This is a genomic window from Kribbella sp. NBC_00709 (assembly GCF_036226565.1).
GTDB lineage: Bacteria > Actinomycetota > Actinomycetes > Propionibacteriales > Kribbellaceae > Kribbella.
In genome coordinates this window covers 1,153,402-1,167,352 of the sequence record NZ_CP108996.1, presented here as the reverse complement: position 1 = coordinate 1,167,352, position 13,951 = coordinate 1,153,402, and the positions used below count along the sequence as shown (strand labels likewise).

Here is a 13,951-nt window from a genome sequence, read left to right as displayed (position 1 = left end):
CACTCTAACCCCGATCCAGAGCAAAGGGTCTCATGACGCAGCGGTGTCCAGGAGGGCGACGGCGGCGGCGCGGCCCGGGGCTGAGTCGGCGGCGCCGTTGACGGTGGTGGAGAGGGCTCCGGCGGCGTTGGCGAGTCGTACGGCGTCCACGAGGGCGGCTCCGTCGGCCAACGAGGCGGCGAGTGAGCCACAGAACGCGTCGCCGGCGCCGACCGTGTCGACGGTCGCGACCTCGAAAGGGTCGACCCGTTCTTCGAAGCCCCCGGCCCGGTCCAGCACGAACGCCCCCCGTGAACCCAATGTGACAACGCACGCCCGCAGGTCCCAGTCCTCGGCGAGTTTGCGGGCGATCATCGGCACCTGCGACTCGTCGTCGCAGTCGAGACCGGTCAGCGCAGCGGCCTCGACCTCGTTCGGCACCAGGATGTCGACGTACGACGCCAGCGACTGATCGATCGGTCCGACCGGCGCAGGCGTGAGGATCGTGGTGACGCCCGCGGTCGAGGCGAGCCGGAGGGCGGTGTGGCTCGCCTCGACCGGGAGCTCGAGTTGCACGCTGAGCACCTTGCTCGCGGTCAGCACGTCCGAGGCGGCTTCGACGTCTGCAGCGGTGATCGCGGCGTTGGCGCGGGACACGATGATGATCGAGTTGCCGCCGTCGGGCAGCACCAGCGGCAGTCCGACCCCGGTGCCTAAAGATGGGTGTCGCACGATCCACGAGGTGTCGACGCCGTTCGACGAGAGCAGTTCCAGGAACTCCTCGCCGTACCGGTCCTCGCCGATCGTGCCGACGATCGCCGTCCGCGCACCCATCCGCGCCGCCGCGATCGCCTGGTTCACGCCCTTGCCGCCGAGGAACTCCGCGAACCCGGTCCCATGCAACGTCTCACCCGGCAACGGCCGCCGCTCCGCCGACGCGACCAGATCCTTCATGAACGACCCGAGCACACAGACATCGTTCATGCCTGGTCCTCGGCGAGACGCTTGCCCAGGGCACCGGATGGGTGGAACTGCGCGAAGTCGTGATGGCTGAAGGACCGCAGTACGACGAGAGCGCACGCCAGCGCATCGCCCATCGCCAACGAGGCCGTCGTCGACGCGGTCGGCGCCAGGTTCAGGGGGTCCGCCTCGCGCAGCACCATCGTGTCGAGCGTGTACGTCGCCAACTGTGCCAACGTGGACTGTTCTTGACCTGTCATCGCGATCACCGGGATCTCCCGCTCACGCAGCATCCGGGCGAACTCGCACACCTCGGCCGTCTCGCCGGATGCCGACAGCGCCAGGACGAGATCGCGCGTGGTCACCGCACCGGAGTCGCCGTGCAGCGCATCGCCGGAGTGGATGAACGTGGCCGGCGTGCCTGTGCTCGCGAGGGTTGCGGCGATCTTCCGCCCGACGAGACCGGACTTCCCGAGACCGGTCACCACCAGGTGACCCTCGCAGCGGGCCACCGCGATCAGCACCTCCAGGAAGACTCCGTCGAGCCGGTCCGCGAGGGCCGAGACGGCCGCGGCCTCGGTCTCGATGGCGTCTCGCGCCGCCTGCAGTCCTCGGGCGACCAGGTCCCTGGACAGCTCGTCGGCCGTGCGGTGGGCGGACGCACGGTTCGGCACAACTGGCATCCCAGCGCCTCTCATCTCAGAAATCGATTTCCGCAGATTAGGCAGCGGGCTCGGGTGGTGTCAACGCCTGCACCGAGGTCGAAACCCGTGCGCACACGCAGGAATCGACGACGTTGATCACATCGGCACCCCGTCGGCCCTTGACCGGCCAGGCCTCCGATCATAGATTGCGAGAAATCGATTGCCCCTCGAAGCCCACGGCTCGGCCGTTCGAGAGACCCCTGGAGCACCTGATGGCCGCAACACCCTCCCCTGCCAGGCAGCTCAGCCGCCGCACCGTCCTGCGCGGCGGTCTGGGCGCGTTCGCCGCGACGGCTGCCGGCGTACCGCTGTTGTCCGCCTGTGGCGGTGACGACTCCGGCGGCAACGCCAAGGAGATGTCGTTCTGGAACTTCTACGGCCCGTCCGACGACCAAGGACCGCAGAGCAAATGGTTCGTCGACACCGTCGCGGAGTGGAACAAGAACAACGACGTCAAGGTCAAGCTGCGCTACATCCCCGGCAAGGACTACCTGAACGGGACCACCCTGCAGACCGCGTTCCAGTCGGGGCAGGGCCCGGACATCTTCCTGATCAGCCCCGGCGACTTCCTCCGCTACTACAACGGCGGCGTACTGCAGGATCTCGGCTCCGCACTGCCGGACGAGGCCAAGAAGGACTACCTGCCCGGCCTGCTCGAGGCCCGCAGCGTGGACGGCAAGGTCTACGGGCTGCCGATGGAGATCGAGCCGCTCGCGATGTACTACAGCGAGACCGCGTTCGAGAAGGCCGGCCTGTCCGAGGCCGACCTGCCCAAGACCTGGGACCAGACCATCGCCGTCGCGCAGAAACTGACCGGCAAGGACCGGTACGGCGTGATGTTCGAAACCACCCCTGGCTACTACCAGAACTTCACCTGGTACCCGTTCATGTGGCAGGGCGACGGCAACGCGATCAAGGACGGCAAGTCCGCGTTCGACTCGCCGGCCGCCGTACAGGCGCTGAAGTTCTGGGGCGACACGATCAAGAACAAGGTTGCCCCGCGCAAGGCCCTCGGCGACGGTGGCGGTGACGTGGTGTCGAACCTGGGCTCCGGTGCGGCCGCGATGCAGCAGAGCGGCATCTGGGCGGTCGTGGATATGCGGACCAAGGCGAAGACCTTCAAGTACGGCATCATTCCGCTGCCCACTCCGGACGGCGGCTCGGCGGCGACCGACCTTGGTGGCTGGGCGTTCGTCGCCAACTCCAAGGGCAAGAACCCGGAGGCCGCGGCCAAGTTCATCGCGTGGGCGCTCGGCTCGACCGATGCGGCCGGCGTCGAGCGGCAGCGGCAGTGGAACACCGTCGTCAAGACCAACCTGCCGCCGCGCAAGTCGGTGCAGCAGGCCGCGGATGCGAAGGGTGCGTTCGCCGACGGCGCGCTGAAGAAGTTCGTCAGCCAGATCGCGCCGACCGGCAAGCCGGAGCCCCGGTTCCCACCGGAGGTGTACCAGCCGATCGCCGACGCGATCCAGGCCTGCCAGCTGAACGCGGCCGACCCGGCCAGGGCGGCGGCCGACGCGGCGGAGAAGATCGACACGTTCCTGAAGACCTACCAGGGCGCGCCGATCAGCTGATGGTGACGACAACAGCTCCGCCGTCCCAACCGATGGCACGCACACGGGCGAAGCCCAAGGCGGGTATGACGAGGAAACGGCGCGAGGCGCTGGCGGCGTACGCCTTCCTCGCGCCGGACACCATCGGCCTGCTGATCTTCGTCGCGATCCCGATGGTGCTCGCCTTCGGGGTCGCGTTCTTCAAGGTCGATGGCTTCGGCAACTATCAGTACGTCGGCCTGGCCAACTACAAGCTGATGGCCGGCGACGACCAGCTCTGGGCGTCGCTGAAGGTCACCGCGATCTACGTGGTCACGTTCGTGCCGATCGCGTTCGTGGTGAGCTTCGCGCTGGCCATGCTGGTCCGCAACCATTTCAAGGGCATCGGCTGGGTCCGCTCGGCGTTCTTCCTGCCGAACGTGGTCAGCCTGGTCGTGGTCGGCCTGATCTGGCAGTTCCTGCTGGTCGACAAGCGCGGCGCGCTCTCCAAGATCCTCGCGCCGGTCGGCCTCGGCGACGTATCCTTCCTCGGTACGCCGTCCCTCGCGCTCGGCACGTACGTCGTGATCAGTGTCTGGTTCCTGATGGGCTACCAGATGCTGGTCTTCCTGGCCGGCCTGAAGGACGTGCCGAAGGAGCTCGAGGACGCCGCGCAGATCGACGGTGCGGGCTCCTGGCAACGATTCCGGTACGTGATCTGGCCACTGCTCCGGCCGACCAGCTTCTTCGTCGTGGTGAACTCGACGATCGGCGCGGTCACCGGCCTGCAGGCGTTCGACCTGGTCTTCGTACTGACCAAGGGCGGCCCGGCCCGCGCGACCAGCACGGTCGTCCTCTACATCTACGAGCAGGCCTTCACCTTCAACAACATGGGGTACGCCGCCGCGCTGACGACCGTGGTCGTGGCGATCCTCGTCGTCTGCACCGGCCTGATGTTCGGCTTCACCCGCGGAGGTCGCTTCGATGAAAATTAGATTCTTCCCGATCCTGGCTCACGTCCTCGCGATCATCGCGGTCGCGCCGCTGCTGTGGATCCTGATCAGTGCACTCAAGCCCGCCGAGGACGTGTTCAACTTCGGCTGGCCGTCGACGTGGACGCTGGACAACCTGCAGTACGTGCTGCTGAAGATCCCGATGCCGCGGTTCATGCTGAACTCCGCGATCGTGGCCGTGACGGTCACCGTGATCGCACTGTTCTTCCACAGCATGGCGGCGTACGCGCTGGCCCGGCTGCGGTTCCCGGGGCGCGGGATCATCTTCTCCGGGATCATGTCGACACTGCTCGTGTCGCTGCCGGTGATACTAGTTCCGTTGTTTCTAGTGGCAAAGCAACTAGGTCTGCTGGACAGTTACGCCGGTCTGATCGTGCCGAGCATCTTCCATGCGTTCGGCATCTTCCTGCTCCGGCAGTATTACCTGAACATCCCACGCGAGCTCGAGGAAGCGGCCGACCTGGATGGCTGCGGCTACTGGCGGCGGTACTGGAGCGTCATCCTGCCGCTCAGCCGGCCGGTCCTCGCATCGCTGTCGGTGCTGTTCTTCCTGGCCAACTGGAACGCGTTCCTCTGGCCGCTCACCATCACCCGGAACCCGGACCTGCGGGTGATCCAGCTCGGCGTCTCCGGCATGCAGGGGCAGTACGCCTCCGCCTGGAACCTCATCCTCGCGGCCGCGGTGATCGCGGCCGTTCCCACGGTCGTGGTGTTCGTCGCGGGCCAGCGCCGCCTGGTGGACGCGATGAAGACGACCGGCCTCAAGTAAAGGATTCCGTAGATGAAGCGTGGGGCTCTGCTTGCCGTGCTGCCACTCGTGTTCGGCACGGCATCACTCTTGAACCATGGCTCCCCACCCGCGCCGGCCGCCTCGACTCCGGTCGGTACGGCGCAGGTCGAGTCGAAGGGCACGCCCAGCAACAGCGACGGCGACCTCTGGCCGTCCTGCTGGGCCGGCAACGACAAGGTGTACGCCGCCAACGGTGACGGCAAGGGTTTCAGTACCGACGGCGACTTCGCCGACATCGCGGTCAGCGAGATCAACGGCATGCCCGGAAACTTGTCCGGGGCAACGATCTCGAAGGGCGACCAGGTCGGATCCGTCTGGAGCGGCGCCGGGTACAACCGGAAGCCGACCGGGATGGTGTGCGTCGGCGACACGCTGTACCTCGCCGTCCAGGATCTCGCGCTGGACTTCAACGACGTACCGGCCGCGACGATCCTGAAGTCGACCGACCACGGGAAGACCTGGACGTGGGACAAGAAGGAGCCGATGTTCTCCGGTCATGTCTTCACGACGATCTGGTTCGCGGACTTCGGCAAGGGTGGCGCGCTCGCGCCCGACGGCTACGTGTACGCGTACGGGCTGGACGGCAACTGGCGAGACTCGTTCGACGACACCGTTGCCGATCCGCAGAGTATGTTCCTGGCCCGGGTGCCCAAGACCAAGGTGCAGGATCGCGGCGCCTGGAAGTTCTACACCGGCTCCGGCTGGTCCGCGAAGATCGCCGATCGCAAGCCGGTGCTGACCGACACGCGCCGGCTGTACGCGCAGACGTACGGGACGAACGCGTCCAATCTGAGCGTGATCAGCCAGGGCGGCGTCACCTACCTCGCAAAGCAGAAACGGTACGTCTACACGTCCTGGACCGAGTACACCTTCGAGTTCTACGAGTCGCCGACGCCGTGGGGCCCGTGGAAACACTTCATGAGCAAGGACTTCGGCGGATATCCCTGGTCCACCTCGAAGTACGGCGGGTACGGCGTGACGATCCCGTCGAAGTTCGTCCAGCCCGACGGCAACGCGATGTACATCCAGGCGAACGTGTGCCCGTGCGGCGGCGGTGGGATCGGCACGTCGGTGTACAACTTCAACCTGCGCAAGCTGGTACTGACGCCGTCGGTTGGCACCCCGGCTGCGAACCTGCCCGGATCCGACAACCTCGCCGCCCCGTCGACGGGTGCGGTCGCGGTCTCCAAGTCGACAAACTCCGGAAGCCTCGCGCTGATGAACGACGGGGCGAAGACCGGGAGCGAGTCCGACTTCGACGACGAGGTGAAGGGCGCGTCGTGGTGGGGGTACGAGTGGCCCGCGCGGCACAAGGTCAACAACGTCGAGTTCACCTCGGGCGCGGTGTCGGCTGAGGGCGGTTACTTCACCGGCCGGCCGCGGGTGCAGGTCAAGCAGAACGGACAGTGGGTCGAGGTCGGCTCGCAGACCGTTTCACCGGCGTATCCCGGCGACGCGTCGGCCGGGGCGAACGCGACGTACACGATCACGTTCCCGGTGCAGGAGACCGACGGGGTGCGGGTGATCGGCCTGCCGGGCGGGACGCGTTCGTACACAACGGTCTCGGAGCTCGCGGTCCGGTACGTCTCCCAACTGGCGGACGGCGGCTTCGAAGGCACCGGCGGCGGCAAGCCGGCCTGGCTCTTCGAGGGTACGGCGGCCAACGGCGTCGACCGCGGTCTCGGCTTCGCGCACTCGGGCGCGAACAACGGCTGGATCCGCTGCACCTGCACGGGTTTCAGCGACCTGTACCAAACGGTCCCGGTCACGCCCGGCGCGACGTACACCTTCGGCTCGTGGATCAACGCGTCCGCGAACCTCCCCGCCGACCAGGGCAGCTTCGGCGTACGCGCCGGCACCACAGACCTGGCCGGCACGACCTTCGGAGCAGGCACCGGCTACGTCCACCACGAGGTGACAGTGAAGGTCCCCGCCAACACCCACGAGCTAACCGTCTACGCCGGCTTCAACGGCCCCAACCTCGACACCTGGATCCAGCTCGACGACTTCACCGTCAGCTGAGCTCACGGCCAGGGGAGGAGGTTGGGTGCGGCCCCGGTGATCGGCCCGGGGGCGGTGCGGCCGGCGTACCAGGCGGTTAGGTCTGTCAGGGCGCCGGTCAGCTTCACCTGTTCACCGGTGCCGTTCTCCCAGGTGGTGTCTTCGGCTTCGAGGATCAGGTGGATGTTGTCGGGAGTGCGGGGGCGGAGGAAGTCCAGCAGGTGCAGGCAGAAGGAGGGCGACCAGGTTGCCGGGGTGGGGCCGAGGTCGAGGTCGGTGGTGTGGATGGTGAGTTCTCGCCAGGTGGCTTGCAGGCCGGCGGAGAGGTTGCTGTTGCGGTGGAGGATGGGGAGCGGCCAGTCGGTGGGGCTGACCTTGTCCCAGGAGGCGAGCAGTGCGGTCACGGCCTCGGTGAGGTGCGTGCGCAGCTCGGCGGCGGAGCGGTCCGCGCCCGCTTCGATAGCAGCGTCGCGTCCCGGGCGGCCACCGTCGTACATCTCGACGAGGCCGCCCTGGAGGGCTTCGTCGACCTGACGGGTCATCGCCTCGGAGAAGCTGGCGATATGCGTGATCACGTGGCCGCGGGACCACCCGGGCAGCGCCGAGTCGCCGCGGGCTGTCGGCTCGTCCAGGTCCGCGACGAGGGCGAGCAGTTGGTCGGCGGCGGCGCGTACGTCGATCAGGGCCACAACAGCTCCTTCGTCCACTCGTCTTCCAGGCGGTACCGCAGGCGTGTGTGCCGGCGATCCGGATCGGCCTGCCAGAACTCGACCTCCTCGGCGCGCAGCGTGTACAGCGTCCAGTTCGGCGCGACCAGGTCGGGCTCCGCGGCGATCCGCTCCGACTGTTCCTTCACGGCCCGGTCGATATCCGCAGGATCCTCGAGTACTGCGCTTTGCCGCCCGACCAATGCCTCCGCCCGAGCCGTCTCGGGCCGCATCAGGAAGTCCCGCGCCGACTCCTCCGGATCCGCGGCCTCGACCGTCCCGAGCACGCGGACCTGCCGTCCGAGCGGGATCCAGTAGAACGTCAGCGCGGCGTACGGCGAGGTTGCCAGCTCGTCGCCCTTGCGGCTGGTCGACGTCGACGCGAACTGCCAGCCGTCGTCCGTCACGTTCTTCAGGATCAGGACCCGCCCGTTCGGCCGGCCGTCGGCGCGGACCGTCGACAGAGTCATGGCGCACGGCTCGGGCACCTGCCGGCCGATCGCGGTCAGCAGCCAGTCGACGAACAGCGGGTGCGGTGTCGCGGGGGCGCTTGAAGGATCCCAGGCCGGAGGGGTGCCGGTCAGCGTCGGTGCGGCGCGCAGCCGGGTGCGGAGGTCGGTCACGCTTCGAGACCCTAGGCGATGTATTCACATGGCAGCAACCGGATATCCCATTAGACTCGGCCGATGAGCACGCTGGCCTTCGCCCTCGCCGCGACCATCAAGCACGACGGCCACGGCGGCATCGCCGACCTCCTGGCGACGCCTGCGGAGGCGGCTGCCTGGCTGGCGGAGCACCAACACCTGGTGACGCAGGTCCTGCTCGGCCGCCCCGGATCCGACCTGGGGAGGATTTCCTACCCGAATCGGGCAGTAATCCTCCCCGACGCCGACGAGTCCGGCGTGCGCGACGAGTTGGTCAGGATCCGCGGAGCGGTGCGCGCGTTGTTCGCCCGGGCAGTGGCGCCAGAGCCTCCCAGCAAGGCGGACGCCGGGCGCCTGATGGCCGTCGAGGATGCGCTTCGGATGGTGAATCGCGCGGCGGATCGGTTGGGGACGACGCACCTGGAGTGGGTGGAGGAGCCGGCGACGCGGTGGGCATTCCGGACGGATGATCCGGTCGCGTTGCTCGTCGGGGCTGTCGGGCGGTCGGCGATCGACTTCTTGGTGAGCCCGGCGCGCGGGCTCTTGCGGGCCTGTCCGGCCGCCCGTTGTGTGAAGTACTTCCTGCAGGACGATCCGCGGCAGACCTGGTGTTCGGCGTCGTGCGGCAACCGCGAGCGGGTGAACCGGCACTACCGCAAGCGTCACGGATAGCCTGTCGGTTATGACCATCGCTCGTTTCAAAGACTTGTGCGTCGACGTCTCGTCGCCGAGTGAGATGGCCGCGTTCTGGGGCCGGGTGATCGGCCTGACGGCGCCCGCCGACAACCCGAACGTGCTGGTCGGCGACACCCCGGAGAAGACGATCTGGATGTGCAAGGTCCCGGAGACGAGGACGGTCAAGAACCGGGTTCACCTCGACGTCATCACCGGCGCGATCGGGGACCTCGAGCGGGCCGGCGCGACGATCCTGACGCCGGAGACCGACGAGCAGCGCTGGACGGTGATGACGGATCCCGAGGGCGGGGAGTTCTGCGGATTCGTCCGCGAGCCGGTTCCGGCGTACCGGTTGATGGAGCTGGTGGTCGACTCGGCCGACCCGGAGCAGCAGGCGCGCTGGTGGGGCGGCGTGCTCGGTGTCGACGTCAGTAGCCGGGAGGGCGCGCCGTACCACTGGCTCGAGAACGTGCCTGGCCTCCCGTTCCGGTACTGGGTGTTCGTCCCGGTGCCGGAGCCGAAGACCGTGAAGAACAGAGTGCACTGGGATGTCAGCGCGCCCGCGCTGCAGCCGGTGCTCGACGCGGGTGCGACACTGCTGCGGCCCAAGGACGACGAGATCGGCTGGCACGTCTGCGCCGACCCCGAGGGCAACGAGTTCTGCGTTTTCCTGCCGCCGGAGGAGTCTTCATGACCAAACTGGACCTGACCGCATCCGGACCCGACCTGACCGAGGCGTTGGTGAACGTATCTTCGGTCAGCGGGACCGAGGAGAAGCTCGCGGACAAGGTCGAGACGGCGCTCTCGGCGTACGGGCATCTGAAGGTGTTCCGGCACGGGAACACCGTGGTCGCCCGGACCGACCTCGGCCGGGACGAGCGGGTCGTCATCGCCGGCCACCTCGACACCGTCCCGCTCAACGACAACCTCCCGGCCCGCCGCGCCGACGGCCTGATCCACGGCCTCGGTGCGTGCGACATGAAGGGCGGCGTCGCGGTCGCGCTCCGGCTCGCGGCGACCCTCGACGCGCCGAACCGGGACCTCACCTACGTCTTCTACGACTGCGAGGAGATCGAGTCCGAGCGCAACGGTCTCTTCAAGCTGACCCACTCCAACCCCGAGCTGCTCGAAGGTGTGTTCGCGGTCGTGATGGAGCCGTCGAACGCCGTCGTCGAGGCCGGCTGCCAGGGCACGATGCGGATCGAGGTCACCACCCGCGGCGAACGCGCGCACTCGGCCAGGTCATGGATGGGCCGCAACGCCATCCATGCCGCGGGCGACGTGCTGGCCCGGCTGGCGGCGTACGAGCCACGACGAGTGCCGATCGACGGGCTCGAGTACCGCGAGGGCCTGAACGCGGTCGCGATCACCGGCGGGGTCGCCGGCAACGTCGTACCGGATCTGTGCACGGTGACGATCAACTACCGTTTCGCACCCAGCCGGTCCGAGGCGGAGGCCGAAGCGCACCTGCGCGAGGTGTTCGAGGGGTACGACGTCGTGGTGACGGACTCGGCTCCGGGCGGGCTGCCGGGGCTGGAGCGACCGGCCGCGGCGGCGTTCCTGCAGGTGGTTGGCGGCGAGCCGCAGCCGAAGTTCGGGTGGACCGACGTGGCCCGGTTCACGCTGCTCGGCGTACCGGCCGTGAATTACGGCCCCGGCGACCCGCTGTACGCGCACAAGCAGGACGAATTCGTGCCCGAGGCCGACATCGAGCTGTGTGAACAGCGGTTGAGGAGTTGGTTGACGGGCCGCGCCTGAGCCGCCCGCGTTACCGGTCAGGCCATAATCTGGATGCATGTCAGAACCATCGATCCACCCCGACCGTCCGGTCGGCCAGCAGCAGCGCGGGCCGATCGTGATGCGGCGCAAGCAGGTGCAGCACTCCACCTCCGAGCAGCGGCTGCTGGACAGCCGCGGCCCGTCGGACTGGGTGCACACCGACCCGTGGCGGGTGCTGCGGATCCAGTCGGAGTTCATCGAGGGGTTCGGCATGCTCGCCGAGCTGGGGGCCGCGATCAGCGTGTTCGGCTCGGCACGGACCAAGCCGGACGACCCGATGTACGCCGCGGCCGAGGAGTTCGGGCGGAAGCTGGTCGGCGCCGGGTACGCCGTCATCACCGGCGGCGGACCGGGGGTGATGGAGGCCGCGAACAAGGGTGCGTCCGAGGCCGGCGGCGTGTCGGTCGGGCTCGGGATCGAGCTGCCCTTCGAGAACGGCCTGAACGAGTGGGTCGACATCGGGATGAACTTCCGGTACTTCTTCACCCGCAAGACGATGTTCGTGAAGTACGCGCAGGGGTTCGTGGTGATGCCGGGCGGGTTCGGCACGCTGGACGAGCTGTTCGAGGCGCTCACGCTGGCACAGACGCGGAAGGTCACGTCGTTCCCGGTCGTCCTGTTCGGTACGGCGTACTGGGGCGGGCTGGTCGACTGGCTGCGGAACACGATGCTCACCGACGGCAAGATCTCGGCGGCCGACCTGGACATGTTCACGGTCACCGACGACGTGGACGAGGCCATCAGTTACGTCATGAAGGCGGGGGAGCTGGCCGACGCCGCGGCCGAGGACGCCGCCGAGGCGGCCGCGCAGGACGTGGATGGCCCGACCGCCAAGGCACGCCGGCTGGGGTCCGACGGGAGCTGAATTCCCGGGTGATTGTGCGGTTGACTCGTGCGGCATGGCACGATCGGACCCGTGATGTGGTTCTTCGGGCTGATCGTCGTGGTGTTGATCGGGGCTGTCGCGGTAGTCGCCTCGGGTCGTTGGGGTGCCATGAGCACGGCGTACGACGACCGGCCCGACATGACCGTGCCCGCGCGGCAGGTGCTCACGTCGACCGACATCGAGTCGACGCGGTTCGCGGTCGGGGTGCGCGGCTACCGGATGGACGAGGTCGACTCGCTGCTCGAACGCGTCGCCAAGGAGGTCGCTGAGCGCGACCGGCGGATCGCGGACCTCGAGCGCGCCGTGGCCCCGATCGTGGACGCGCCGGACGGCGCGGGCTTCGCGTCGAGGTCGCGGTACGACACCTCCGAGTTCGAGGACACCGGGCCGCATCAGCCGATCCTCGTCGGCGGCGACTTCCCGCCCGCTGACCAGCCCGCCGCGCCCTCGGATGCTGCGCCGAAGGAGCCCGCTGAGGAGGCGGCTGCCACTCCGGCTGCTCCGGCCACGTCTGCTGCTCCGGCCACGTCTGCCGTTCCGGCCGCTTCTGGCGCTCCGGCTGCTCCTGCCGCGGAGCCGGCGCGAGCTGAGTCCGCGTCCGAGTCCACGGCTGGGTCCGCGTCTGGTGCGGAGGACGAGGACGACGAGCAGGAGACATCCGAGATCCCGCGGACGAGCCACGAAGCGGCGGCGGACGAGTACGAACGCCTCCAAGCCGAGGCCCGCGCCCTCCTCGAGGCCCAGTCCCAACCAGTCACCCCACGCCGTACCCCCGCCACCCCGCACCCCAAGCCCGCCGTGCCGCCGCCCCACGAAGACGAGCTACCCCAAGCCGCCACCCAACAGCCGCAGGCGTCGGCCGAGCAGGCCGCGCCGGCACCGCACTGGACGCAAGCTCCGGAGCCGCCCCAGCAGGCGGCGGAGCAGCAAGCGGCCCCGCAGCAGGAAGCCGCTCCCGAGCAGCCGGCAACCCAGCATTGGACGGCCCAGCCGCCCGCGCCGCAGCAGCCCGACGCGCAGCAGCAGCCCGACCCGCAGCAGGCGGACTCTCAGCAGGTCGAGGGGCAGCGGGCTGAGCAGGGGCAGGGGGAGGAAGGGTGGCAGTTCTGGCCGCCGGCGGATCAGCAAGGGGAAGACGCTTATCAGCGTCCTAGCTGATGGACGCGACGGGGAGCTGTCATGCGGAGGCGTCGGTCGGACTGCGGCTGCCGCCGGACGCCGCGTGGGACGTCGTGATGGACTGGGAGCGGCAATCCCGCTGGATGCTGCTGACCCGCGTCTGGGCCACTGAGAACGACGGGATCGGAGTCGGCGGCGGTGTCGCCGCGCGCACTTCTGTCGGTGCTATCGGGTTCACTGACGACATGGTCATCACACACTGGGATCCACCGCGCGAGTGCACGGTGAAACACCTCGGTACGGTCGTTCGCGGCACCGGCACGTTCACCATCGCCCCGACCGCGAGCGGCAGCGTCTTCACCTGGGCCGAGGACGTCGTGCCGCCGTTCGGCCGACTGGGCAGGGCCGGCTGGGTCGTGGCGCGCCCGCTGTTCGAGTCGATGATGCGCATCTCGATGCGCCGCCTCATCCGCGAGGTGCAGGCATGACGGTAATCGGCCCGGACGGGCAGCCGCGGTGTGGGTGGGCGACCTCCGCGCCGGAGTACGTCGAGTATCACGACACCGAGTGGGGTAAGGAGATCCGCACCGACGTCGGCCTGTTCGAGCGGATGACGCTCGAGGGGTTCCAGTCGGGGCTGTCGTGGATCACGATCCTGCGCAAGCGGGAGAACTTCCGCGCCGCGTTCGCGCACTTCGACCCGGAGACGATCGCGAAGTTCGACGACGCCGACTTCGACCGCTTGATGGCCGACCCCGGCATCGTCCGCAACCGGCTGAAGGTCAACGCGACGATCAACAACGCCCGCGCGCTGCTGGAGCTGGACGACGGAGAGTTCACCGAGCTGCTCTGGTCGTTCCGGCCGGCCAAGCACAAAGCACCCCGGACCCTGGCCGACGTGCCGGCCACCACCCCCGAGTCCGTGGCGATGTCGAAGGCGCTGAAGAAGAAAGGTTTCGTCTTCGTCGGACCCACCACGGCGTACGCGTTGATGCAGGCGACCGGCATCGTGAACGACCACTTGAAGACCTGTATAGCCCGGTAAATCTCGTGCACGTGCAGCTGCCTTCTGCATCTGCAAAAGGCTCTTTGGCGAAACGCAAACACAAACGGCTGAACGAGTTGTGCACCGGGCACTGAACGTGATGTGGTGTTCAGCGGG

General features: G+C 68.3%; 15 protein-coding genes. 11 read left to right on the top strand and 4 right to left on the bottom strand.

Going from position 1 to position 13,951, the window contains the following annotated elements; translation table 11 throughout:
• Positions 1-30 precede the first annotated feature (30 nt).
• Both OHA18_RS05565 and OHA18_RS05560 read right to left on the bottom strand, forming a co-directional pair.
• Positions 31-963: a ribokinase gene (locus tag OHA18_RS05565; RefSeq protein ID WP_329002602.1), complete on the bottom strand. Its 933-nt coding sequence runs from the start codon at positions 961-963 to the stop codon at positions 31-33.
• Positions 960-1,622 (bottom strand): KpsF/GutQ family sugar-phosphate isomerase, encoded by a 663-nt coding sequence (locus tag OHA18_RS05560; RefSeq protein ID WP_329002601.1) that lies wholly within the window; start codon positions 1,620-1,622, stop codon positions 960-962. The genes OHA18_RS05565 and OHA18_RS05560 overlap by 4 nt, the downstream gene beginning before the upstream one ends.
• Positions 1,623-1,855: 233 nt before the next feature.
• On the opposite strand from OHA18_RS05560, the gene OHA18_RS05555 reads away from it, so the two are divergent.
• From OHA18_RS05555 to OHA18_RS05540, 4 genes are read left to right on the top strand one after another with little or no spacing between them, the layout of a single operon-like run.
• Entirely contained in the window at positions 1,856-3,217 is a 1,362-nt protein-coding gene (locus tag OHA18_RS05555) for an ABC transporter substrate-binding protein (RefSeq protein ID WP_329002600.1), read from the top strand.
• Between the two features lie 32 nt (positions 3,218-3,249).
• Positions 3,250-4,170 (top strand): carbohydrate ABC transporter permease, encoded by a 921-nt coding sequence (locus tag OHA18_RS05550; RefSeq protein WP_329002599.1) that lies wholly within the window; start codon positions 3,250-3,252, stop codon positions 4,168-4,170.
• Positions 4,160-4,957, top strand: coding sequence for a carbohydrate ABC transporter permease (locus tag OHA18_RS05545; RefSeq protein ID WP_329002598.1), 798 nt, complete (start codon positions 4,160-4,162; stop codon positions 4,955-4,957). The genes OHA18_RS05550 and OHA18_RS05545 overlap by 11 nt, the downstream gene beginning before the upstream one ends.
• A gap of 12 nt (positions 4,958-4,969) precedes the next feature.
• Positions 4,970-7,000, top strand: coding sequence for a DUF4185 domain-containing protein (locus OHA18_RS05540; RefSeq protein ID WP_329002596.1), 2,031 nt, complete (start codon positions 4,970-4,972; stop codon positions 6,998-7,000).
• A 2-nt stretch (positions 7,001-7,002) separates the two neighbouring features.
• Here OHA18_RS05540 and OHA18_RS05535 read toward each other — a convergent pair whose 3' ends face one another.
• Both OHA18_RS05535 and OHA18_RS05530 read right to left on the bottom strand, forming a co-directional pair.
• Positions 7,003-7,668, bottom strand: a complete 666-nt coding sequence (locus OHA18_RS05535) for a maleylpyruvate isomerase family mycothiol-dependent enzyme (protein WP_329002595.1) — start codon at positions 7,666-7,668, stop codon at positions 7,003-7,005.
• Positions 7,659-8,309 (bottom strand): pyridoxine/pyridoxamine 5'-phosphate oxidase, encoded by a 651-nt coding sequence (locus OHA18_RS05530; protein ID WP_329002594.1) that lies wholly within the window; start codon positions 8,307-8,309, stop codon positions 7,659-7,661. The genes OHA18_RS05535 and OHA18_RS05530 overlap by 10 nt, the downstream gene beginning before the upstream one ends.
• A 63-nt stretch (positions 8,310-8,372) precedes the next feature.
• Here OHA18_RS05530 and OHA18_RS05525 point away from each other — a divergent pair, with 63 nt between their 5' ends.
• The 7 genes from OHA18_RS05525 to OHA18_RS05495 all read left to right on the top strand — a co-directional run bounded on the left by OHA18_RS05525 (position 8,373) and on the right by OHA18_RS05495 (position 13,834).
• Positions 8,373-9,002: a CGNR zinc finger domain-containing protein gene (locus OHA18_RS05525; protein ID WP_329002593.1), complete on the top strand. Its 630-nt coding sequence runs from the start codon at positions 8,373-8,375 to the stop codon at positions 9,000-9,002.
• A gap of 10 nt (positions 9,003-9,012) precedes the next feature.
• Positions 9,013-9,699: a VOC family protein gene (locus OHA18_RS05520; RefSeq protein WP_329002592.1), complete on the top strand. Its 687-nt coding sequence runs from the start codon at positions 9,013-9,015 to the stop codon at positions 9,697-9,699.
• Positions 9,696-10,763 (top strand): succinyl-diaminopimelate desuccinylase, encoded by a 1,068-nt coding sequence (gene dapE / locus OHA18_RS05515; RefSeq protein WP_329002591.1) that lies wholly within the window; start codon positions 9,696-9,698, stop codon positions 10,761-10,763. Before OHA18_RS05520 ends, dapE begins: the two co-directional genes overlap by 4 nt.
• A gap of 100 nt (positions 10,764-10,863) precedes the next feature.
• Positions 10,864-11,649, top strand: a complete 786-nt coding sequence (locus tag OHA18_RS05510) for a TIGR00730 family Rossman fold protein (protein WP_442914411.1) — start codon at positions 10,864-10,866, stop codon at positions 11,647-11,649.
• A gap of 54 nt (positions 11,650-11,703) precedes the next feature.
• Positions 11,704-12,828 (top strand): DivIVA domain-containing protein, encoded by a 1,125-nt coding sequence (locus OHA18_RS05505; RefSeq protein ID WP_329006066.1) that lies wholly within the window; start codon positions 11,704-11,706, stop codon positions 12,826-12,828.
• Positions 12,828-13,277: an SRPBCC family protein gene (locus OHA18_RS05500; protein ID WP_329002589.1), complete on the top strand. Its 450-nt coding sequence runs from the start codon at positions 12,828-12,830 to the stop codon at positions 13,275-13,277. Before OHA18_RS05505 ends, OHA18_RS05500 begins: the two co-directional genes overlap by 1 nt.
• Positions 13,274-13,834: a DNA-3-methyladenine glycosylase I gene (locus OHA18_RS05495; protein ID WP_329002588.1), complete on the top strand. Its 561-nt coding sequence runs from the start codon at positions 13,274-13,276 to the stop codon at positions 13,832-13,834. The genes OHA18_RS05500 and OHA18_RS05495 overlap by 4 nt, the downstream gene beginning before the upstream one ends.
• The last annotated feature ends 117 nt before the right edge of the window (positions 13,835-13,951 follow it).